The sequence below is a fragment of the Pseudomonas lundensis genome (assembly GCF_015377145.2).
In the GTDB taxonomy this organism is placed as follows: Bacteria; Pseudomonadota; Gammaproteobacteria; order Pseudomonadales; family Pseudomonadaceae; genus Aquipseudomonas; species Aquipseudomonas lundensis.
Genome location: NZ_CP062158.2, coordinates 1 through 22,761, shown reverse-complemented (window position 1 = coordinate 22,761; position 22,761 = coordinate 1). Strand labels below are relative to the sequence as shown.

Sequence of the window (22,761 nt, the reverse complement as noted above, 5' to 3'; positions counted from 1 at the left end):
CAAGAGTGGCCAGCATTCTAACCGCCGTTTGCCAGCTCCGCGTAGCGGTAGCAGGTGGTGGCGTGGTCCATGACCATGCCACTGGCTTGCATAAAGGCATAGCAAATGGTCGGTCCGACGAACGTAAACCCGGCTTTTTTCAGGCCTTTGCTCATGGCTTCGGCCTCGGGGGTGACGGCCGGAAACTCATGCCGTTCGGTGAAGTGATTGATCTTGGGTGTCCCTTGCACAAACGACCACAAGAACGCCACCGGGTTGTCCAGCGCCAGCCAGGCCTGGGCATTGCGCCGGGCGCCTACCACTTTCAGGCGGTTGCGAATGATCCCCGGGTCTTGCAGTAACGTCTCTATCTCGGCGTCGCTCATCACCGCCAGACGCTGGGCATCAAAGCCAAACATCACCTTGCGATAGTGCTCGCGTTTCTTCAGAACCGTGATCCATGACAAGCCGGCCTGGAACCCTTCGAGCAATAACAACTCGAACAACCCGTGCGCATCGCGCAACGGTACGCCCCACTCCTGATCGTGATAGGCCATGTACAGAGGGTCATCCGAACACCAGAAACAACGTGCCATAAAGGCTCCAAGAGGTGGAGGCGCGACCGAATCGGGTATACTCCCGCTCTTTAAATCGCAGCCCAAGAAACAGGTGAATTTGTGAGCCAGCCTACGCCAGCAGTGCGTACCTTCCAAGACTTGATCCTCGCCCTCCAGCAATACTGGGCCGAGCAAGGTTGTGTGGTGCTTCAGCCCTACGATATGGAAGTGGGCGCCGGCACATTCCATACCGCCACTTTTTTGCGCTCCCTGGGCCCAGAAACGTGGAACGCCGCTTATGTGCAGCCCAGTCGTCGACCGACTGACGGCCGCTACGGCGAAAACCCGAACCGTCTGCAGCACTACTACCAGTTCCAGGTGGTTTTGAAGCCAAACCCGCCTAATTTCCAGGAGCTGTACCTGGGCTCGCTGAAGCACATCGGCCTCGACCCGCTGGTGCACGACATCCGTTTCGTTGAAGACAACTGGGAATCGCCAACACTGGGCGCCTGGGGTCTGGGCTGGGAAATCTGGCTCAACGGCATGGAAGTCACCCAGTTCACCTACTTCCAGCAAGTCGGCGGCATTGAGTGCTACCCGGTAACCGGCGAAATCACCTACGGCCTTGAGCGACTGGCGATGTACCTGCAAGGCGTGGATTCCGTCTACGACCTGGTCTGGACTGACGGCCCGTTCGGCAAAGTGACCTACGGCGACGTGTTCCACCAGAACGAGGTCGAGCAGTCGACTTACAACTTCGAACACGCCAACGTCGACAAACTGTTTGAGCTGTTCGATTTCTACGAAAGCGAAGCCAAGCGCCTGATCGAACTCGACCAGCCGCTGCCGTTGCCCAGCTACGAAATGGTGCTCAAGGCATCGCACACCTTTAACTTGCTGGATGCGCGCCGCGCCATTTCCGTGACGGCCCGTCAGCAATACATCCTGCGTGTGCGTACCCTGGCGCGTTCGGTGGCTCAGGCGTACCTCGAAGCGCGCGCCAAATTGGGCTTCCCGATGGCACCCCCTGATTTGCGTGATGAAGTGTTGGCTAAGTTGGAGGCTGCACAATGAGTGCTCAAGATTTTCTGGTTGAACTGGGCACTGAAGAACTGCCACCCAAAGCCCTCAACACTCTGGCCGACGCCTTTCTGGCCGGGATCGAAAAAGGCCTGCAAAACGCTGGTCTGAACTTCACCGCGAAAAAAGTCTACGCCGCGCCGCGTCGTCTGGCCGTGCTGTTGACGCAGCTCGACACCCAGCAACCGGACCGCAGCATCAACATCGACGGCCCGCCACGTCAGGCCGCGTTCGACGCTGAAGGCAACCCGACGCAGGCAGCTCTGGGTTTCGCCAAAAAATGCGGCGTTGAACTGAGCGAAATCGATCAGAGCGGCCCGAAACTGCGTTTCAGCCAGGTGATTGTCGGCAAGCCGACCGCCAGCCTGCTGCCGACCATCGTTGAAGATTCGTTGAACGACTTGCCGATTCCAAAGCGCATGCGCTGGGGCGCCCGCAAGGAAGAGTTCGTACGTCCGACCCAATGGCTGGTCATGCTGCTGGGCGATGAAGTGGTCAACTGCACGATCCTCGCGCAAACAGCCGGTCGCGACTCCCGTGGTCACCGCTTCCATCACCCTGAAAGCGTGCGTATCACCTCGCCGGCCAACTACCTCGAAGACTTGCGCAAAGCCTATGTGCTGGCCGACTTCAACGAGCGCCGCGAGCTAATTGCCAAGCGCGTGGCCGAGCTGGCGACCCTGCAGGAAGGCACCGCCATCGTGCCCCCAAGCCTGCTCGACGAAGTGACCGCACTGGTTGAGTGGCCTGTGCCGCTGGTGTGCTCGTTCGAAGAACGCTTCCTCGATGTACCGCAAGAAGCGCTGATCACCACCATGCAGGACAACCAGAAGTACTTCTGCCTGCTGGACGTGGATGGCAAGTTGCTGCCGCGCTTTATCACCGTGGCCAACATCGAGAGCAAAGACCCGCAGCAGATCATCTCGGGTAACGAGAAAGTCGTGCGCCCACGTCTGACGGACGCCGAGTTCTTCTTCAAGCAAGACAAGAAGCAGAAGCTCGAAGACTTCAACCTGCGCCTGCAAAACGTGGTGTTCCAGGCCCAATTGGGCAGCGTGTTTGACAAAGCCGAGCGCGTGTCCAAACTGGCTGCGTTCATCGCGCCACGCATTGGCGGCGACGCCCAGCGTGCTGCCCGTGCCGGTTTGTTGTCCAAGTGCGACCTGGCCACTGAAATGGTGGGCGAGTTCCCGGAGATGCAAGGCATTGCCGGTTACTACTACGCCCTCAACGACGGCGAGCCGGAAGACGTTGCACTGGCGCTCAACGAGCAGTACATGCCACGTGGCGCAGGCGCTGAACTGCCAGGCACCCTGACCGGTGCGGCCGTGGCCATCGCTGACAAGCTCGACACCCTGGTCGGCATCTTCGGGATCGGCATGTTGCCCACCGGCAGCAAAGACCCGTATGCCCTGCGCCGTGCAGCGCTGGGTATCCTGCGCATCCTGATCGACAAAAAACTCGACCTCGACCTGACTGAAGCCGTTAATTTCGCGGTGACCGCGTTCGGCGCCAAGATCAAGTCGGCGGGGCTGGCGGATCAAGTGCTGGAATTCATCTTCGACCGCCTGCGTGCGCGTTATGAAGACGAAGGCGTGGACGTGGCCACTTACCTCTCGGTACGTGCCCTGCAACCGACCTCGGCGCTGGACTTCGATCAACGCGTGCAAGCCGTTCAGGCGTTCCGTCAATTGCCGGAAGCCGCTGCCCTGGCAGCCGTGAACAAGCGCGTGTCGAACCTGTTGAGTAAAGTGGACGGCACCGTGTCGACCCACGTTGAAGCCAAGTTCTTCGACAATGCCAGCGAGTTCTCGCTGTACTCAGCCATTCAAAAGGCCGATGAAGCGGTGCAACCCATGGCCGCTGCCCGTCAGTACAACGAGGCCCTGACCCGTCTGGCGGCGTTGCGCGAGCCAGTGGATGCATTCTTCGAAGCCGTGATGATCAACGCTGACGACGCCAACGTGCGGGCTAACCGCTACGCATTGCTGGCGCGCCTGCGCGGTCTGTTCCTCGGCGTTGCCGACATCTCGTTGCTGGGCTAAGGGGCTGCTGTTGAAACTGCTGATTCTCGATCGGGACGGAGTGATCAATTACGACTCCGACGCTTACATCAAGTCTGTCGAGGAGTGGATCCCGCTCCCCGGCGCGATCGAGGCCATCGCGCAGTTGAGCAAGGCGGGCTGGACGGTGGCCATCGCCACTAACCAGTCCGGCATTGCACGCGGCTACTACGACATCGCCACCCTGAACGCTATGCACGACCGTTTGCGGGCGCTTGTGGCCGAGCAGGGCGGTGACGTTGGCCGGATTGAATATTGCCCGCACGGGCCTGATGAAGGCTGCGACTGCCGAAAACCCAAACCCGGCATGCTGCGCACGATTGCCGAGCATTACAGCGCCGATTTACATGAATGTTGGTTTGTTGGCGACAGTTTGGGTGACTTGCAGGCTGCAAAAGCCGTCGGTTCACAGCCAGTTTTGGTGAAAACCGGAAAAGGCGAAAAAACGCTCGAAAAAAATCTTCCGGCTACTACCCTGATTTTTAACGATCTGGCGGCAGTTGCCGCAAAACTTATCCACACATAAGGCATTTTTGAACACCTGCTGACTTCCGTTGCCCAGGCCTGTTCACAAATGCGTTATCCGCAACGGTAAAAGCCTCTATGTCGATCCTGCAGGCCATCAGAACTTTTTTCTTTTACCTGCTGCTGGGCACCAGCTCGCTGCTGTGGTGCTCGCTGAGTTTTTTTGTCGCCCCCTTTCTGCCGTTTCGTGCGCGTTATCGTTTTATCAACGTGTACTGGTGCCGTTGTGCACTGTGGCTGACGCGGGTGTTCCTGAACATTCACGTTGAAGTGAAGGGCGCAGAAAACGTCCCGCAGCGTCCGTGCGTGATTCTGGCCAACCACCAAAGCACCTGGGAGACGTTTTTCCTCTCCGCTTACTTTCAGCCGCTGAGCCAGGTGCTCAAGCGTGAACTGTTGTATGTGCCGTTTTTCGGCTGGGCCATGGCCATGCTGCGCCCGATAGCCATCGACCGTGACAACCCGAAAGCGGCACTCAAGCACATCGCCAAGAAGGGCGACGAGCTGCTCAAGGACAACATTTGGGTGCTGATCTTCCCGGAAGGCACGCGCGTGCCTTACGGCACGGTGGGCAAGTTCTCCCGAGGCGGTACGGCGCTGGCGGTCAATGCTGATTTGCCGGTGTTGCCGATTGCCCATAACGCGGGCAAGTACTGGCCAAAAGTGGGTTGGGCGAAAAAACCCGGCACGATCGAGGTGGTGATTGGCGAGCCGATGTACGCCAATGGCACCGGGCCGCGCGCCATTGCCGAGCTGAACGACCGGGTTCAAGCCTGGAACGAACAGGCTCAACGCGCTATGGGTTCGCTGCCGCCAGTGGCTGAACCGGTTGAAGCGATTGAGCGCTAGGCGTTTTGTGGATAACGTGTGTACAAGTTTTGGATTTCTTCGGAAAAATGCTCGTAAGTCTATGATTTATTTACTTATTTCTCGGTATGACTTTTTACCGTAAAACGTGCATAAGTTTTTCTAAGGCTTAAAAAAACCGGCGTTTTCGCCGGTTTTTTTGTGCCGCTTATACAGCCTCTTACACCTTATCGATGTTCACGTTTCGGGTCTCCTTAAGGCACAGCATGCCCACCACCAGGCTGACCCCGGTAATCAGCACCGGATACCACAGCCCGTAGAAGATATCCCCGGTGTACACCACCAGCGCGAACGACACGGTGGGCAGAAAACCACCAAACCAGCCATTGCCAATGTGGTATGGCAGCGACATGGACGTGTAGCGAATGCGGGTCGGGAACAGTTCCACCATCACCGCGGCCAACGGCCCGTAGGTCATGGTCGCAATCAACGTCAGCATGACCATCACCAGCACCACCATGGGCTGGTTGACGGCACTTGGGTCAGCCTTGGCCGGGTAGCCGGCGGCCGAGATGGCGGCACGCATGGCCGCTTCGTCGAAGCCCTGGATCTGCTGCTCACCCACCGACACTTGCACGGGCGTGCCGGGCGCTGCCGACACAGAGGTGTACGGCAAACCCTGTTTCACCAGGAAGGTTTTGACCTTGTCGCACGGGCTGTCGAAGCGCGCCTTGCCCACCGGGTCAAACTGGAACGTGCAGGTCGAAGGATCGGCCATCACCACAATCGGTGACTGGCGGCTTGCCGCGTCGATCTGCGGGTTCGCGTAGTGGCTGAGGGCTTTGAACAGCGGGAAGTACAGCACGGTGGCCAACAACAAGCCCATCATCAGGATCGGCTTGCGCCCGACGCGGTCCGACAGCCAGCCAAAAAAGATGAAGAACGGCGCGCCAATCACCACGCTGATAATCAGCAGCGTATTGGCCTGTGCCGGGTCCATCTTGAGCATTTGCGTGAGGAAGAACAGCACGTAGAACTGCGCGGTATAGAAGGTCACGGCTTGACCGGCGTTGATGCCGAACAGCGCAATCAGCACGATTTTGAGGTTTTCCCATTTGCCGAAAGACTCGCGGATCGGCGATTTGCTGCTTTTACCTTCGGCCTTCATTTTCACGAAGGCAGGCGACTCATGCATGCTCATGCGGATCCAGGTCGAGATGCACAACAGCACGATGGACAGCAGGAACGGCAGGCGCCAGCCCCACACTTCAAACTCGTCGCCCGTCAGGTAGCGACAGCCCAGCACCACCACCAGCGACAGCAGCAGGCCCAGGGTCGCGGTGGATTGAATCCAGCTGGTGTTGAAACCGCGTTTGCCGGGCGGCGCGTGCTCCGCCACGTAGGTGGCAGCACCGCCGTATTCGCCGCCGAGCGCCAGCCCTTGGAGCATGCGCAGCAGCACCAGCATGATCGGGGCCGCAATGCCGATGCTGGCATAAGTGGGCAGCAAACCGACGGCAAAGGTCGAAAGGCCCATCAGAACGATGGTCATGAGGAAGGTGTATTTTCGCCCGATCATGTCGCCCAAGCGGCCGAACACCAGCGCCCCGAACGGACGCACCAAGAAGCCGGCAGCAAAGGCCATCAGCGCAAAAATGAACGCAGTGGTGTCATTCACCCCGGCGAAGAATTGCTTGCTGAGGACCGTCGCCAGCGCGCCATACAAGAAAAAGTCATACCACTCGAAAACGGTCCCGAGGGATGACGCAAAAATGATTTTTCGTTCTTCTCGACCTGTCGGCGCTTTCGCGACGCCAGCCGTTTGTGCGATTGAGTCTGACATGTTCAATGTCCTCGGCCCTTGGGGCCACAGTGATTATTGTTGTTGTCCACTGTCGGTTCCGGATGACTGCGACCGGAACCACGATCACCTTCAGGCGACCGGTATTGCTGCTACGCGAGACGTATCCACCGCTTTTTCTGCCCGATTGACGGGTGGTTCAAGAATCAGTTGCGCAGCTTTTTCGCCAATCATCAGCGTAGGCGAACAGGTATTACCCGACACGATATCGGGCATGATCGACGCATCGGCCACCCTTAATCCCACGACGCCATGAACCCGCAATTGGGCATCCACCACGGCATCTGAATCCTGCCCCATGCGGCAAGTGCCCACGGGATGGAAAATCGTCGTACCGATGCGGGCGGCCGCTTCATACAACTGTTGCTCAGTGTGCAGTTCAGGGCCAGGCAGATATTCCTCGGGGCTGAAGCCTTGCAGGGCAGGGCTGGCGACAATGTGGCGCGTCAGTCGGATGGCATCCGCCGCCACGCTTAAATCGTCGGGGTGGCTGAGGTAATTAGGATCGATCAACGGCGCGTCGTCCGGGTTGGCAGAGCGGATATCCACGCGGCCGCGACTCTTAGGCCGCAGGTTGCACACCGATGCGGTGAAGGCGGGGAAGGTGTGCAACGGCTCACCGAAGCGTTCCAGCGACAATGGCTGCACGTGGTACTGCAAATTCGCGGAAGGCTGCGCGGGGTCTGACTTTACAAACGCCCCTAACTGGCTGGGCGCCATGGCCAGCGGGCCGCTGCGGTCGTAAGCGTAACGCAGGCCCATGCCCAGTTTGCCCCACAGGCTATTGGCCACCTGATTGAGGGTGCGCGCTTTGCTCAGTTTGAAGATCAGGCGCAGTTGCAGGTGGTCCTGCAAGTTGCCGCCGACACCGGGCAGCTCGTGCTCGACCTTGATGTTCAGGCTTTCGAGTAAAGGTCGCGGACCAATCCCCGAGCGCTGCAAAATCCCCGGCGAGCCTATCGCGCCTGCGCACAGAATGATTTCACGCTGCGCGTTGAAGTCCTGTTCCGTGCCTTGCCAACGGGCGCGCACATGGGTGGCGCGGCCGTCGTCTAACAGCACTTTATTGACGTGAACGTCGGTGAGCACGGTCAAATTCGGCCGTTTGAGGATCGGCCGTAAAAATGCTTTGGAGGCGTTCCAGCGCACCCCGGCACGCTGATTGACCTGAAAGTAGCCACAACCCTGATTGTCGCCGGTGTTGAAATCGTCGACGGTCGGGATGCCGCTTTGGGCAGCGGCGGCGCGAAAAGCGTCGAGTATGGGCCAGGAATATCGCTGTTGCTCAACCCGCCATTCGCCGTCACTGCTGTGCATATCGGCATTGCCGCCGTAGTGTTTTTCGCTGCGTTTGAACAGCGGCAGCACGTCTTTCCAGGCCCAGCCCGGGTTGCCCTGTTCGGCCCAACGGTCGTAGTCACTTGCCTGACCGCGCATGTAGATCATGCCGTTGATCGACGAACAGCCACCCAGCACCTTGCCCCGTGGATAACTCAGGCTGCGGCCTTGCAAGCCGGCCTGCACTTCGGTTTTGAAACACCAGTCGGTACGCGGGTTGCCGATGCAGTACAGATACCCCACAGGGATGTGAATCCATGGGTAGTTATCACGGCCGCCCGCTTCCAGCAGCAGCACCGAGTGGGCAGGGTTGGCCGACAAACGGTTGGCCAGCACAGAACCGGCAGGGCCTGCGCCCACAATGATGTAGTCATAGACCTGAGTCGCTGATGGCATGAAGCACCTCGCGCCTGTATTTATTTTTATTGTCCTGCCCCATCGTATTGATTAATTTCGAGTTGAAAACGCGCGATTTCGCCCATGGCCTGTGCGTTTTTGCACAACACCTCCTACAGCTGCGCCCGAGGACACTCATGTTCGACTGGAATGACCTGCGGTATTTTCTGGAGTTGCAGCGCAGCGGTCGCCTGCTGACCGCCGCCAAACGCCTCAATACCACCCACAGCACGGTGGCGCGGCACATTGAGACCATCGAACACCATCTGGGCACGGCGCTGTTCGTGCAGCATGCGCAAGGGTACGAACTGACCCCGGCCGGGCAAGCGCTGCTCAAGCACGCCGAGGCGATGGAAAACGTTGCGCTGCTGGCACAGGAAGAAATCACCCAGGCCATGGCGCCGCTGGGCAAGATTCGTCTGGGGGTCACTGAAGGCATCGGCATCATGTTCATTACCGCCCGTCTGCGCGGCCTGTTTGAGCGCTATCCGGGGCTGGAGGTGGAGCTGGTGGCGGTACCGCGCTTTGTCAGCATTCTCAACCGTGAGGCCGAAATCAGCATCCATCTGGAGCGACCCAATGCCGACCTGTTGATCACCCGCAAACTCACGGATTACACCCTAGGGCTTTATGCCAGCCCCACGTACCTGGAAAGAGCACCCGCGCTCAATGATCGCGATGACCTTGGCCAGCACGATTGGATCGGGTACGTCGATGACCTGTTGTTCAGCCAGGAGCTGCTGTTCCTGAATACCTTCTGCCGCACCCCGACCGTGACGTTTCGCAGCACCAGCGTGATCGCTCAGCAACAGGCGGCAAGCGCCGGGTTGGGCATTGCCGTGCTGCCCAATTACATGGCCCGTCACGACCCGGCGCTGGTGCGGGTCTTGCCGCAGGAGTCGGTGCAACGCAGCTACTGGATCAGCACCCGCCGCGAGCTGCACAAGTCTGTGCGGTTGCGCGTGGTGTGGGATTTTTTGCTGGCGTTATGCACAGCCGAACAACCCGTGTTGATGGCCCCCTGACCGGCCCACGCGCGCGGGGGCCTGTGGATAACGTTTAAAAAACAAAAAACGCGAAACAGCCCACACCCTGTGCATAAATTCGGCAGCACATAAAACCCTGTTCTAAAGTCACGCCCTTAAAGGGGACTTCGCGATAGAAGCCCGCGCTCTAATAACGATAAGAAGTGAGCTTTTATGAACAGGGACGTTCGTCGTGGCAGCGCCGCGCCTATTGTGTGCGCCAGCCTGCTGGTAATGCTTTCTACCCCGGCCCGGGCGGTGTATCAGGAACAGGGCACCGCAGGCGATGCGGCCAGCTGGCGCTCCGCCGAGTATGGGCAGGATTGGGGCCTTGAGCGGCTGTCGGCCAACGCGGCGTACGCGGCGGGTGTCACCGGGGACGGGGTCAAGATCGGCGTCATGGATTCGGGGTTCGACCCGGGTCATCCCGAAGCCGCCCGCTTCCAGGCCGTTACGGCCAGCGGTCAGTCCGCAGACGGCACGCCCTTTTCGGTCAGCGGCGTGCTCAACCCGCGTAACGATTCCCACGGCACCCACGTCACCGGCACCATCGCCGCCGCCCGTGATGGCGTTGGCATGCACGGTGTGGCCTTCAATGCCGATCTGTATGTGGCCAATACCAACCAGAACGACAGTTTTTTGTTCGGCCCCCACCCGGATGCGCTCTATTTCAAGGCCGCCTATAACGCATTGGCGGATGCAGGCGTGCGAGCGATCAACAACAGTTGGGGCAGCCAGCCCAAAGACGTGAACTATCAAACCCTTGAGGGTCTGCACGCGGCGTATGCACAGCATTACAACCAAAACACCTGGCTGGATGCGGCTGCCGACGTGTCGCGTCGTGGGGTGATCAATGTGTTCAGCGCCGGTAACAGCGGGGTGGCCAACGCCAGCGTGCGTTCAGCGTTGCCGTACTTTCAACCCGACCTTGAAGGACACTGGCTGGCGGTCTCCGGGCTGGATAAAAACAATCAGCAAAAGTACAACCAGTGCGGCATCGCCAAGTACTGGTGCATCGCCACCCCCGGCGCATTGATCAACAGCACCATCCCGGGCGATGGCTACGGGGTGAAGTCCGGCACTTCCATGTCGGCCCCGCACGCCACGGGGGCTCTGGCGCTGGTCATGGAGCGCTACCCGTACCTGAACAACCAGCAAGCCCTCAACGTCTTGCTGACGACCTCCACCCAACTGGACGGCTCGCTCACTCAGGCACCGAGTGAACGGGTGGGCTGGGGCGTGCCGGATCTGGACCGGGCAATGAAGGGGCCGGGACAGTTGCTCGGGACCTTTGATGTGCAGCTCAACAACGGGCAACACGATGTGTGGAGCAATAACCTGACGGATACCGCGCTGGCCGCCCGTCAGCAGGAAGACGCGGCCGAGCATCTGGCGTGGCAACACACCCTGATCGACAACGGGTGGACCCAGGGCCTTGCGAGCGGCGCCAGCCAACAGGAACACACCGATTACGCCATTGGCATGGCCCGCGATGCAGCCGCTGCCCAACGCGAATACCAGGGCAGTCTGATCAAGTCCGGTGCAGGCAGCCTCACGCTGACCGGCGCCAACACCTATCGCGGCGCCACCACGGTCAATGGCGGCACCCTCAACGTGAACGGCTCGATCACCTCGAACGTGACGATCAACGACAGCGGCACACTCGGCGGATCGGGCAGTGTCGGCGGTTTGATCGCCAACACAGGGGCGAGTGTGGCGCCCGGTAACTCCATCGGCACGCTGAACGTCGCGGGCGACGTGACCTTCAAGGCCGGCTCGACCTACGCCGTGGAGTTATCCCCAACCCAAAGCGACCAACTGGTCGCGGGCGGCAAGGCCACGCTGGAGGGCGGCACTGTGACACTGGCGCTGGAAAACACCCCTGATCTGCTTACCCAGCCGCAAGCGCGCAGCTTGCTAGGCCGCCAGTATCAGATCCTGCACGCGGCGGGCGGCATTGAAGGGCAGTTCGCCAGCGTCATGCCCAATTTCCTGTTTATCGGCGCACACCTCGACTACTCGGCCAGCACCGTGCAGATGGCGATCGAGCGCACGGCCACCGCCTTTGCCGACGTCGGCGCCACGCCGAACCAGCGCGCTGTCGCCGCCGCCAGTGAACAATTGGGCGCGGGCAATGCGGTGTATGAAAGCGTATTAAGCGCTCCGTCGATCGCCGAGGCTCAACGCGCATTCCAACAGTTGTCGGGAGAAATTCATCCGGCACTGGGCACGATGCTGATCAACGACAGCCGTCAATTACGGGAGGCAGTCGGTGAACGCCTCAATTCGCCAGACGCCTGGCAGTCATCGCACGCAGCGCCCGAGGTGTGGTTCAAGGCACTCGGCGCGTGGGGCAAAACCGACTCGCGCCATGACACGGCGGATTACACGACCTCGATTGGCGGTGCAGTGGCCGGCGTGGATGGCGCACTCAATGACGAAACCCGGCTCGGCCTGCTGGGCGGTTACAGCGACAGTTCGCTGAATATGGGCACCGGCACGCATTCGCGGGCCACGGTGGACAGCTATCACGTAGGCGCCTACATCGGCCACGCGCTGGGGGCGGTTCGGGTCAGCGGCGGTGCAACCTACAGCTGGCACCGTGCCGATGTGAAACGCGACTTGCAGTACATCAACAGCAGCGCCAAACAAAAAACCAAACGTGACGCGCAAACGGTGCAGGTCTTTACCGAAGCGGCCTACCGCGTGGACTTGCCAGCGGTGGGGCTGGAGCCGTTCGCCCATCTGGCGTACATCCACCTCAACAGTGAGGGGTTCACCGAAAAAGGGGACGCCGCCGCACTCAAGGGCAGTCACGATCAACGCGACGCGGTGCTCGGCACATTAGGTCTGCGGGCGCTGAAAACGGTGCATATCGCCCAGCAACCACTGGATCTGGCGGGCAGCCTGGGCTGGCAGCACACGCTCAGCGCAGTCGATTCGGACACCCATGTGCGATTCGCCTCGGGCGGGCCGAGCTTCACCGTTGAAAGTTCGCCGTTGGTACGGGATGCCGCCCTGGTCGGCGCGCACGCCAGCCTCGCGATCAACCGCGACTTGCGCGTCAACCTGGATTACAGCGGCCAACTGGCCAATCGGGAAAAAAGCCACGGCGTGGGCCTGAGCCTCAATTGGCAGTTCTGATTTCACGGCTTTCGTAAACACCCTGTGCCTTGGGCGCAGGGCTCTTCAGCACCTCACCAGGGAAGGTCATTAAATGGACGTAACACGTGGGCAACTCCTGCCTGTAGGAAAGCTGCCGTTTAAAAAACGGGTCATGTCATTGGCATTGGGCATGGCATCAGTGGGCATGATCGGACAATTGCACGCTGCTCCTTATGTAGAGGCCGGACGGGCAGGGCAGCCTGATAGCTGGCGCAGCCCGGAGTTCAAGGCGGACTGGGGCTTGGGCGCGATCAATGCGCAAGATGCCTACGCCGCGGGGTACAGCGGCAAGGGTGTCAAACTCGGGATCTTCGATCAGCCGGTCTACGCGCAGCACCCTGAGTTCAACAGCCCGAACAAAGTCATCACCCTGACCACCTCCGGCATTCGCGAATACACCGACCCGTACATTCCGGTCAAAGCCGGTGACGCGTTCATCTACGACGGCAGCCCTTCGGCCGGGTCGGACGGCAAATTGGGCTCCCACGGCACCCACGTCGGCGGCATTGCAGGGGGCAACCGCGATGGCGGCCCGATGCACGGCGTGGCCTATGACGCGCAAATCATCATGGCCGACAACGGCGACCCCGGCCCGGAAGACGGCATTATTCGTGGCAATGACGGCGCGGTTTACAAAGCCGGTTGGGATGCGCTGGCCGCCAGCGGGGCGCGGATCATCAACAACAGTTGGGGCATTGGTATCACCGACAAGTTTCGCCTGGGCGGGCGCGACCCGGCTTACCCGCACTTCACCGTGGACGACGCGCAGAAGCAGTTCGATCAGATTGTGCCGCTGCTCGACACCAAGGCGGGTGGCGCTTACAGCGGCGCCATCGAATCGGCGCGCAGTGGCATCGTGACCATTTTCGCCGCCGGTAATGACTACAACCTCAACAACCCGGACGCCATTGCAGGGCTGGCGCATTTCGTCCCGGACATCGCCCCCAACTGGATCACGGTGGCCAGCTTGCAGCAAAACCCTGACACCACCAGCGCCATCCCTTACACCCTGAGTACGTTCTCATCCCGGTGCGGGTATGCGGCCAGTTTCTGCGTGTCCGCACCGGGCACCGGGATCTACAGCGCCGTGATCGGTGGCACCACGCTGGACAACATGACGGTCGGTTACGGCAATAAAAGCGGCACCTCAATGGCCGCACCCCATGTGGCGGGCAGTGCAGCCGTGTTGATGGAGCGCTTCCCGTACATGACCGGGGCACAGGTGGCAGGCGTGCTCAAGTCCACGGCAACCGACCTGGGCGCGGCGGGTGTGGACGAACTGTATGGCTGGGGCATGATCAATCTGCATAAAGCCATCGACGGCCCCGGCATGTTCATCGCTGATGCCGATATCCCACAAGCCCTGCGCGTAGCAGGCTCGTACGGCGACGGCCAGTTTGTGGCAGACCTGCCGGGCGTGGGCGCGCTGATAGATGCCGGAAAACCCACGGAGCGACGCTGCACGGATGCCAGCTGCGGTTTGGATATCTGGCGTAACGACATTGGCGGCCACGGCGGGCTGACCAAACAAGGCATTGGTACGTTGGTGCTGACTGGCGCCAATACCTACAGTGGGCCAACGGCGATCAATCAGGGCCTGCTGGCGGTGAATGGCTCGCTCAGCTCCGCCGTCACGGTGAACCAGAACGGCGTGTTGGGTGGCAGCGGCCAGGTCGGGGCACTGAATGCCAACGCGGGCGGTACGGTGGCGCCGGGCAACTCGATCGGCACGCTTAATGTGGCGGGTAACGTGACGTTCGAGCCGGGCGCCACCTACGCCGTTGAGTTATCCCCAACCCAAAGCGACCGAATTGTGGCGGGTGGTAAAGCCACATTGAAGGGCGGCACAGTGACCCTGGCACTGGAAAACAATCCTGCGCTGTTGAGTCGCCAGCAAGCCGGCAGCCTGTTGGGCCAACAGTTCAGCATTCTCCAGGCCGCGGGCGGGGTAGAGGGGCAGTTCGCCAGCGTCTTGCCCAATTACCTGTTCATCGGGGGGCAGCTGGATTATTCAGCCACGGCGGTGCAATTGGGCATCGAGCGCACGGCTGCATCATTCGCCAGTGTCGCGCTAACCCCTAACCAACGTGCCGTGGCCGCCGCTGCGGAAGGGCTAAGCGCTGGTAATGCGGTGTATGAAGGGATTTTGCTGTCCCCTTCGGTGACCAGTGCGCGTCAGGCGTATCAGCAATTGAGTGGTGAAATTCACCCTGCCATTGCCACCCAACTGATTAACGACAGTCGCCACGTACGCGACGCCGTGGGTGATCGTTTGCGCCAGCATGACCTGTACACCGCCGGTTCAGAGGCGGCTGGCCAGAACTCTGTGTGGGTCAAGGCCCTCGGTGCGTGGGGTAAAACCGATGCCGGCTCATCCAACGCGCAGTCCACCACCTCGTTGGGCGGCATGCTGATTGGCGCGGACGGGCTTATCACCGAGGCCACCCGCGTCGGCCTGTTCACCGGTTACAGCCACAGCGGCCTGAACATGGGAGACGGCACGCACGCCAACGCGTCGACCGACAGCTACCACCTCGGCGCCTACGTGGGGCATGAAATCGATGCCCTGCGCCTGAGTGCGGGTGGCGCTTATAGCTGGAACCGGACCGACGTGAAACGTGATGTGCAATTTGCCGACATCGATGCCAAACAAAAAACCAAACGCGATGCTGGCACTGCGCAGGTCTTCACCGAAGCCGCCTACCGCATCCAACTCCCGTCGCTGGCGCTGGAGCCCTTCGCTAACCTGGCGTATGTACACGTGAGCAGCGACAGCTTCCATGAAAAGGGCGGGGCCGCAGCACTCAAGGGACGCCGCGATAATCGCGAAGCCGTGTTATCGACCCTCGGCCTGCGGGCTGCCAAAACCTTCACCTTAAACAGTGACCAAAAAATGGACGTGGCGGGCAGCCTGGGTTGGCAACACAACTTGAATGCCGTGGGCTCGGATGAGGACTTGAGCTTCGTGGCGGGCAGCACGCCCTTCAGCGTTCACAGTGTTTCATTGGCCCGCGATGCAGCGGTGGTAGGTGCCCAAGTGGGCGTGGCACTGGGTAAAGACACGCGCCTGGAACTGGATTACAACGGGCAGTTGAGCAACAAGGACAAGACGCACGGGGTAGGGTTGAACCTGAGCTGGCAGTTCTGACGACCGCGCTTTCAGCGCGCATAAAAAAAGGCCAACGCGAGCGTTGGCCTTTTTCGTGGTGCGTTTACATCCGCATTAGAAGTCCAGGTTGGACACCGCCAATGCGTTGCTCTCGATGAACTCACGACGCGGTTCAACTGCGTCGCCCATCAAGGTATTGAAGATCTGGTCAGCGCCGATCGCGTCTTCAATGGTGACCTTCAGCATGCGGCGCACACTTGGGTCCATGGTGGTTTCCCAGAGCTGATCCGGGTTCATTTCACCCAGACCTTTGTAGCGCTGAATGGTGTGACGCTTGGTGCTTTCAGCCATCAACCAGTCCAGTGCTTCCTTGAACTCGGTGACTTGCTTGCGGCGTTCGCCACGCTGGATGTAGGCGCCTTCATCCAGCAGGGTGCTCAACTGCGCGCCCAGGGTCACAACGGTTTTGTAGTCGTTGCTGCCGAAGAAATCACGGTTGAAGGTGATGAACGTCGAGTGGCCGTGGGAGATCAGTTCGACTTCCGGCAACCAGACGTTGCGCTCCGTGTCTTCACGCAGGCTGGCCTTGTACACCAGACCGGATTTCTCAACCAGACGCAGACGCTCTTCGAACTTGGCCATCCACGCCTGCATGGCAGCGTGGTCACCCAATTGCTCAAGGGTCACGGCCGGCAGGTAGATGAAGTGCTCGGTCAGCTCCTGAGGGTACAGGCGCGACAGACGCTTAAGGGTTTTCATCACCATGCGGAAGTCGTACACCAGACGCTCCAGTGCTTCGCCGGAGATGCCCGGGGCGTCTTCGTTCAAGTGCAGGCTGGCGTCTTCGAGGGCCGACTGCGTCATGTACTCTTCCATGGCGTCGTCGTCTTTGATGTATTGCTCTTGCTTGCCCTTTTTCACTTTGTACAACGGCGGCTGAGCGATGTAGATGTAGCCACGCTCGATCAGCTCCGGCAACTGACGGAAGAAGAAGGTCAGCAGCAGGGTACGGATGTGCGAACCGTCGACGTCAGCATCGGTCATGATGATGATGTTGTGATAGCGCAGTTTGTCGATGTTGTACTCTTCGCGGCCAATCCCGCAGCCCAGCGCCGTGATCAAGGTGCCGACTTCTTGCGAAGAAATCATCTTGTCGAAGCGAGCTTTCTCAACGTTGAGGATTTTACCTTTCAACGGCAGGATCGCTTGAGTGCGGCGGTTACGTCCCTGCTTGGCGGAGCCGCCAGCAGAGTCACCTTCCACCAGGTACAGTTCGGACAACGCCGGGTCTTTTTCCTGGCAGTCAGCCAGCTTGCCCGGCAAACCGGCGATATCCAGCGCGCCTTTACGGCGCGTCATCTCACGGGCTTTACGCGCTGCTTCACGGGCACGGGCGGCGTCGATCATTTTGCCGACAACCAGCTTGGCTTCGTTCGGGTTTTCCAGCAGGAAGTCCGAGAAGTACTTGCCCATTTCCTGTTCAACAGCGGTCTTCACTTCGGAAGAGACCAGCTTGTCTTTGGTCTGGGAGCTGAACTTCGGGTCAGGCACTTTTACCGAAATAATCGCGGTCAAACCTTCACGGGCGTCATCGCCGGTGGTGGCTACCTTGTGCTTCTTGGCCAGGCCTTCAGCTTCGATGTACGTGTTCAGGTTACGCGTCAGGGCAGAGCGGAAGCCCACCAAGTGCGTACCGCCATCGCGCTGCGGAATGTTGTTGGTAAAGCACAACAGGTTTTCGTTAAAACTGTCGTTCCACTGCAGAGCAATTTCTACACCGATGCCATCTTCACGCTGAACATTGAAGTGGAACACCTGGTTGACGGGTGTCTTGTTGGTGTTCAGGTAGTCAACGAATGCACGCAGACCGCCTTCGTATTTGAACAGCTCTTCCTTGCCGCTGCGCTCATCCTTCAGGACGATGCCAACACCGGAGTTGAGGAACGACAGTTCACGAATACGCTTGGCCAGGATGTCCCAGCTGAAGTGAATGTTCTTGAAGGTTTCTGCCGATGGCTTGAAGTGGATCTGGGTACCGGTGGTTTCGCTCTCACCGACGATGGCCATCGGCGCCTGAGGCACACCGTGAACGTAGGTCTGTTCCCAGATTTTGCCGCTGCGACGTACGGTCAGCACCAGAATTTCGGACAGGGCGTTAACCACCGACACACCTACACCGTGCAGACCGCCGGAGACTTTATAGGAGTTGTCGTCGAACTTACCGCCAGCGTGCAGCACCGTCATGATGACTTCAGCTGCGGAAACGCCTTCTTCTTTGTGTACATCGACCGGAATGCCACGACCGTTGTCGCGCACGGTGATGGATTCATCCGGGTGGATGGTGATGGTGATGTCGTCGCAATGGCCAGCCAGCGCTTCGTCGATGGAGTTATCGACCACCTCGAACACCATGTGGTGCAGACCGCTGCCATCGTCGGTGTCACCAATGTACATACCGGGACGTTTGCGTACGGCATCTAGGCCTTTCAGCACTTTAATGCTCGTTGAGTCGTACGTATTTTCTTCGCTCAATGCCTTCACTCCCGATGGTCGTGGGTCTGGGTGATACAGCCCTGTTCCACGTGGAACAGTGCAACTGGCGTTTCCGTCTGCCAGCCTTCCCTCAATAATTCGTGATCTACACAGGTGATAAACACCTGGCAGCGTAAGTCTTCCAACAAGCGACACAGTGCGTGGCGATGCTGCTCGTCGAGTTCAGACGGCAAATCGTCCACCAGATAAATACATTGGCCGCGCCGTGCCTGACTGACCAAATGCCCCTGAGCAATTCGCAAAGCGCAGACCACTAACTTTTGCTGCCCGCGCGAGAGGATTTCTGCGGCGTTGTGGCCGCCCAGCTTCAGGCGTAAATCAGCACGTTGCGGTCCCGCCTGGGTATGACCCATTTGCTGATCGCGGTGGACGGATGCGGCGAGCACAGCGCTCAGCTCACGGTCTTTGTCCCACCCACGGTAATAACTCAGCGTTAACCCTTCGAGCTCCAACAACTCGCTCAGGGTCTGCTCAAAGACTGGTTTCAAGGCTTTGATATAGGCGCGTCGGTATTCATCAATTTCAGCACTGGCCAGACACAGTTCCCGGTCCCAGGCCGCTTGTGAAACGGCGTCGAGTGTACCATGCCGCAGCCATGAGTTCCGCTGCCGCAGGGCCTTCTGTAGCCGCTGCCAGGTCGACATGAAGCGCGGTTCGACGTGGAACACTCCCCAATCCAGAAACTGCCTACGGATCTTCGGGGCGCCTTCCAGTAGACGGAAGCTGTCCGGGTTAATTAATTGCAGCGGTAATATCTCGGCCAATTGCGCCGCACTGCGCGCATTCTGGCCATCGATACGGATTTGAAACTCCCCCTGCCGGTCGCGTGAGATGCCCAGCGCACTGTGGCCACCTTCAGCCAACTCAACCTGGCCGAAGACGGTGCAGGTCTGTTGTTCATGCTGAATAACGGGGTTGAGGCGCACGCTACGGAACGAACGGGCCAGCCCCAGCAAGTGGATAGCTTCCAGCACGCTGGTTTTACCGCTGCCGTTGTCGCCGTACAGGATATTGATGCGGGGGGAAGGGGAGAACGTCACCGGGTGCAAGTTACGCACCGCGGTGACTGTGACACGACTGAGGGACATCTAGTGCAGGCTGTGCATAAGTTACAGACGCATCGGCATGACAACGTAGGCCGAATCGTCGTTGTCCGATTCTTGCACCAACGCACTGCTGTTGGAGTCCGACAGGATCAGACGCACTTGCTCAGTGGTCATGACGCCCAGCACGTCCAGCAGATAGCTCACGTTGAAGCCGATCTCCAGCGAGCCGCCGTTGTAGTCAACGCCCACTTCTTCTTCCGCTTCTTCCTGTTCCGGGTTATTGGCCTGGATTTTCAGTTGGCCATTGGCCAGTTGCAGACGAATACCGCGGTATTTCTCGTTGGACAGAATCGCAGTGCGGCTGAACGCTTCACGCAAGGCCTGACGATCACCGATAACGGTTTTGTCGCCGCCTTTAGGCAGCACGCGCTCGTAGTCCGGGAACTTACCGTCCACCAGTTTGGAGGTGAAGGTGAATTCACCGGTTGTTGCGCGAATGTGGTGAGCCCCCAGCACGATGCTGACTTCACCGTCCGGTTCCGTCAGCAGGCGAGCCAGCTCCAGGATGCCCTTGCGCGGCACGATGACCTGATGGCGATCAGGCTGGCCAATATCGGCTTTCATCGAACACATGGCCAGACGGTGTCCATCGGTGGCTACGGCACGGATGATCCCGGCCGACACTTCGAGCAACATACCGTTGAGGTAGTAGCGCACGTCTTGTTGCGCCATGGCGAAGCTGGTGCGCTCGATCAAACGACGCAGCTTGCTCTGTTGCAGGTTGCAGGTCAGCGAACCTGGGCCTTCTTCAACCGTCGGGAAGTCATTGGCAGGCAGGGTCGACAGCGTGAAGCGGCTACGTCCGGCCTTGACCACCAGCTTCTGGTCATCAAGCTTGATGTCGATCAGCGCATCGTTGGGCAAACTTTTGCAGATATCCATCAGCTTGCGCGCAGGTACGGTGATTTCGCCGGGCTCAGCCGGCTCTTCCAGTTGCACGCGCCCCACCAGCTCGACTTCCAGGTCGGTACCGGTCAGCGACAGTTGCTGGCCTTCGACAACCAACAGCACGTTGGACAATACCGGCAAGGTCTGGCGGCGTTCAACGACGCCTGCGACCAGTTGCAGGGGTTTCAACAGGGCTTCGCGTTGAATGGTGAAATGCATGGTCTAGTCCCTTGCCTTAATAAGCTGCGCTGGTGTCATCAGGTGGTCAGTGTACGCAGCAGGTTCTTGTAGTCCTCGCGGATGTCCGCGTCGGATTCCTTGAGTTCGTTGATTTTGCGGCACGCATGCAAGACCGTCGTATGGTCGCGGCCACCAAACACGTCACCGATTTCCGGCAAGCTGTGGTTGGTCAGCTCTTTGGACAACGCCATTGCGACCTGACGTGGACGCGCCACCGAGCGCGAACGGCGCTTGGACAGCAAATCCGAGATCTTGATCTTGTAGTACTCCGCGACAGTGCGCTGGATGTTATCCACAGAGACCAGCTTGTCTTGCAGCGCCAGCAAGTCTTTAAGGGATTCGCGAATCAGCTCGATGGTGATGTCGCGGCCCATAAAGTGCGAGTGAGCAATCACCCGCTTGAGTGCGCCTTCAAGCTCACGCACGTTGGAGCGAATGCGTTGTGCAATAAAGAAGGCAGCATCGTGGGGCAAATCGACTTTGGCCTGATCGGCCTTCTTCATCAGGATCGCCACACGTGTTTCCAGTTCCGGCGGCTCGACGGCCACTGTCAGGCCCCAGCCGAAACGTGATTTGAGGCGTTCTTCAAGGCCTTCGATTTCTTTCGGGTAACGGTCGCTGGTCAGAATCACTTGCTGACCGCCTTCAAGCAGGGCGTTGAAGGTATGGAAGAACTCTTCCTGTGACCGCTCCTTGCGCGCAAAGAACTGAATGTCATCGATGAGCAACGCATCCACCGAGCGGTAGAAGCGCTTGAACTCATTGATCGCGTTGAGCTGCAGGGCTTTGACCATGTCCGCTACAAAACGCTCGGAATGCAGGTACACCACCTTGGCATTCGGGTTCTTCTTGAGCAGGTGGTTGCCCACGGCATGCATCAAGTGAGTCTTACCCAGACCTACACCGCCATATAGAAATAGCGGGTTGTAACCGTGCTTGGGGTTGTCCGCCACTTGCCACGCCGCAGCGCGGGCCAGTTGGTTGGATTTACCTTCGACAAAGTTTTCAAAGGTGAACGTGCGGTTCAGGTAACTGGTGTGCTTGAGCGCACCTTCAACTTGAACGGTACGTTGCTCGGCGCGAACCGGCGCTTGTTGCGAACTGGCGCCAGCCATTGGATCGAAGCTGTCGCGCGACGGTTCTTCACTCGTCTGCGTTGCAGGCTTGGGCGCAGGCGCAGGTGTTGCAGCGGCCTGGGCAGGAGCACTCGGGGCTACGGAGGGGGCGGGGGCCTGTTGCGAGGCAGCAGCCGCCAACGGCGCATTCGGTGCAGCGCGAGGCGCCGAGCTGCGCTTGCTGCCTATTAATAAGGACAACGCAGGCGCCATGCCATTGCTGTGCTCATTCAACAGCTCAAGCAGACGGCTCAGGTACTTCTCGTTCACCCAGTCCAGCACAAAACGGTTGGGTGCATACACGCGCAACTCGTCGCCTTCGGCTTCGACCTGTAGTGGACGGATCCAGGTGTTGAATTGCTGGGCAGGCAGCTCTTCGCGCAAAAGCTCTACGCACTGCTGCCAAAGTTCCACTGACACGGATATCCCCTAAGTTGAAAGCCGGTGAGGCAAAAACAGGCGCCATTGTAGCGACCACGCGTTCACTTATCCACATGTAGGTTGCCTGTCTATAAGGAAGGATTCGGTTTTTATCCCTGAATAAAGCGACAAATGGTAGGTGCATAAGGTCTGTGGATAAGCGGGCCTAAGCCCGTTGCACAAGTGGGGGTGAAACGTTGTGCATAAGTCGCCTGTGGATAAAGAGCCCTTTCATGCACAGCTTTTCCGACGGTGCGGCACAGGCAGAGCACGGCTTGTGGACAACCTTTTGAATCGCTGAAACCCTTTTCCCATATGGCCTACAGCGTTTTATCCACAGATACCGGGCTCTGTAAGAGTAGTTAGTTCTTTAAAAGAGCTTTAAATAAAACGTTTTTTAATTTCTATAGCTACGCCGTGAGAGCGCTGTGTAAAAAAGCCCACATCTATTTACCAGGAAAGGTTGGTTGGAAATTGACCTATTGGCTTGCATTCTCTAGAATCGCCGGTCTCTTAAAACGGGGGCCATTCCGG

General features: G+C 59.1%; 14 protein-coding genes. 7 read left to right on the top strand and 7 right to left on the bottom strand.

Features of this window, described 5'->3' with window-relative positions; translation table 11 throughout:
* Nucleotides 1-17 precede the first annotated feature (17 nt).
* Nucleotides 18-575, bottom strand: a complete 558-nt coding sequence (locus IF654_RS00315) for a DNA-3-methyladenine glycosylase I (RefSeq protein ID WP_047279625.1) — start codon at nucleotides 573-575, stop codon at nucleotides 18-20.
* Between the two features lie 81 nt (nucleotides 576-656).
* Here IF654_RS00315 and glyQ point away from each other — a divergent pair, with 81 nt between their 5' ends.
* The 4 genes from glyQ (at nucleotide 657) to IF654_RS00295 (ending at nucleotide 5,053) form a co-directional block, all read left to right on the top strand.
* Nucleotides 657-1,610 (top strand): glycine--tRNA ligase subunit alpha, encoded by a 954-nt coding sequence (gene glyQ, locus IF654_RS00310; RefSeq protein ID WP_003437964.1) that lies wholly within the window; start codon nucleotides 657-659, stop codon nucleotides 1,608-1,610.
* Entirely contained in the window at nucleotides 1,607-3,661 is a 2,055-nt protein-coding gene (gene glyS, locus IF654_RS00305) for a glycine--tRNA ligase subunit beta (protein WP_047278967.1), read from the top strand. The genes glyQ and glyS overlap by 4 nt, the downstream gene beginning before the upstream one ends.
* 10 nt (nucleotides 3,662-3,671) lie before the next feature.
* Nucleotides 3,672-4,205 (top strand): D-glycero-beta-D-manno-heptose 1,7-bisphosphate 7-phosphatase, encoded by a 534-nt coding sequence (gene gmhB, locus IF654_RS00300; protein ID WP_047278969.1) that lies wholly within the window; start codon nucleotides 3,672-3,674, stop codon nucleotides 4,203-4,205.
* A 77-nt stretch (nucleotides 4,206-4,282) separates the two neighbouring features.
* Nucleotides 4,283-5,053, top strand: coding sequence for a lysophospholipid acyltransferase family protein (locus IF654_RS00295; protein ID WP_047278971.1), 771 nt, complete (start codon nucleotides 4,283-4,285; stop codon nucleotides 5,051-5,053).
* A 178-nt stretch (nucleotides 5,054-5,231) separates the two neighbouring features.
* On the opposite strand, the gene IF654_RS00290 is transcribed toward IF654_RS00295, so the two are convergent.
* Together IF654_RS00290 and IF654_RS00285 are read right to left on the bottom strand one after the other, a co-directional pair.
* Nucleotides 5,232-6,854 (bottom strand): MFS transporter, encoded by a 1,623-nt coding sequence (locus IF654_RS00290; protein WP_047279627.1) that lies wholly within the window; start codon nucleotides 6,852-6,854, stop codon nucleotides 5,232-5,234.
* A 90-nt stretch (nucleotides 6,855-6,944) separates the two neighbouring features.
* Nucleotides 6,945-8,606: a GMC family oxidoreductase gene (locus IF654_RS00285; protein ID WP_047281592.1), complete on the bottom strand. Its 1,662-nt coding sequence runs from the start codon at nucleotides 8,604-8,606 to the stop codon at nucleotides 6,945-6,947.
* A 137-nt stretch (nucleotides 8,607-8,743) separates the two neighbouring features.
* Between IF654_RS00285 and IF654_RS00280 the strand changes: the two genes are divergently transcribed.
* The 3 genes from IF654_RS00280 to IF654_RS00270 all read left to right on the top strand — a co-directional run bounded on the left by IF654_RS00280 (nucleotide 8,744) and on the right by IF654_RS00270 (nucleotide 15,944).
* Complete coding sequence (locus tag IF654_RS00280; RefSeq protein WP_047278977.1) at nucleotides 8,744-9,631, top strand: LysR family transcriptional regulator; 888 nt, start codon at nucleotides 8,744-8,746, stop codon at nucleotides 9,629-9,631.
* A gap of 174 nt (nucleotides 9,632-9,805) precedes the next feature.
* The gene (eprS, locus tag IF654_RS00275; RefSeq protein WP_094987345.1) at nucleotides 9,806-12,775 is read left to right on the top strand and encodes an autotransporter serine peptidase EprS; all 2,970 of its coding nucleotides are present in this window, start codon (nucleotides 9,806-9,808) and stop codon (nucleotides 12,773-12,775) included.
* A gap of 133 nt (nucleotides 12,776-12,908) precedes the next feature.
* Nucleotides 12,909-15,944: an autotransporter domain-containing protein gene (locus IF654_RS00270; protein ID WP_194862887.1), complete on the top strand. Its 3,036-nt coding sequence runs from the start codon at nucleotides 12,909-12,911 to the stop codon at nucleotides 15,942-15,944.
* Nucleotides 15,945-16,019: 75 nt separating this feature from the next.
* Here the strand turns inward: IF654_RS00270 and gyrB are convergent, their stop codons facing one another.
* The 4 genes from gyrB to dnaA are packed head-to-tail and all read right to left on the bottom strand — an operon-like array spanning nucleotide 16,020 to nucleotide 22,227.
* A complete protein-coding gene (gene gyrB / locus IF654_RS00265; protein ID WP_047279216.1) occupies nucleotides 16,020-18,437 on the bottom strand; it encodes a DNA topoisomerase (ATP-hydrolyzing) subunit B in 2,418 nt (805 codons plus the stop codon).
* 5 nt (nucleotides 18,438-18,442) lie between these two features.
* Nucleotides 18,443-19,546 (bottom strand): DNA replication/repair protein RecF, encoded by a 1,104-nt coding sequence (gene recF / locus IF654_RS00260; protein ID WP_047278983.1) that lies wholly within the window; start codon nucleotides 19,544-19,546, stop codon nucleotides 18,443-18,445.
* Between the two features lie 21 nt (nucleotides 19,547-19,567).
* The gene (gene dnaN, locus IF654_RS00255; RefSeq protein ID WP_047278985.1) at nucleotides 19,568-20,671 is read right to left on the bottom strand and encodes a DNA polymerase III subunit beta; all 1,104 of its coding nucleotides are present in this window, start codon (nucleotides 20,669-20,671) and stop codon (nucleotides 19,568-19,570) included.
* A gap of 38 nt (nucleotides 20,672-20,709) precedes the next feature.
* Nucleotides 20,710-22,227: a chromosomal replication initiator protein DnaA gene (gene dnaA / locus IF654_RS00250; protein ID WP_047278987.1), complete on the bottom strand. Its 1,518-nt coding sequence runs from the start codon at nucleotides 22,225-22,227 to the stop codon at nucleotides 20,710-20,712.
* Between the last annotated feature and the right edge of the window lie 534 nt (nucleotides 22,228-22,761).

What these genes read in the sequence shown, in the direction of transcription:
- IF654_RS00315 (WP_047279625.1), bottom strand. Translation starts at nt 575, where the DNA reads ATGGCACGTTGTTTCTGGTGTTCGGATGACCCTCTGTACATGGCCTAT.
- glyS (WP_047278967.1), top strand. Translation starts at nt 1,607, where the DNA reads ATGAGTGCTCAAGATTTTCTGGTTGAACTGGGCACTGAAGAACTGCCA.
- IF654_RS00295 (WP_047278971.1), top strand. Translation starts at nt 4,283, where the DNA reads ATGTCGATCCTGCAGGCCATCAGAACTTTTTTCTTTTACCTGCTGCTG.
- IF654_RS00290 (WP_047279627.1), bottom strand. Translation starts at nt 6,854, where the DNA reads ATGTCAGACTCAATCGCACAAACGGCTGGCGTCGCGAAAGCGCCGACA.
- IF654_RS00285 (WP_047281592.1), bottom strand. Translation starts at nt 8,606, where the DNA reads ATGCCATCAGCGACTCAGGTCTATGACTACATCATTGTGGGCGCAGGC.
- IF654_RS00280 (WP_047278977.1), top strand. Translation starts at nt 8,744, where the DNA reads ATGTTCGACTGGAATGACCTGCGGTATTTTCTGGAGTTGCAGCGCAGC.
- eprS (WP_094987345.1), top strand. Translation starts at nt 9,806, where the DNA reads ATGAACAGGGACGTTCGTCGTGGCAGCGCCGCGCCTATTGTGTGCGCC.
- IF654_RS00270 (WP_194862887.1), top strand. Translation starts at nt 12,909, where the DNA reads ATGTCATTGGCATTGGGCATGGCATCAGTGGGCATGATCGGACAATTG.
- recF (WP_047278983.1), bottom strand. Translation starts at nt 19,546, where the DNA reads ATGTCCCTCAGTCGTGTCACAGTCACCGCGGTGCGTAACTTGCACCCG.
- dnaN (WP_047278985.1), bottom strand. Translation starts at nt 20,671, where the DNA reads ATGCATTTCACCATTCAACGCGAAGCCCTGTTGAAACCCCTGCAACTG.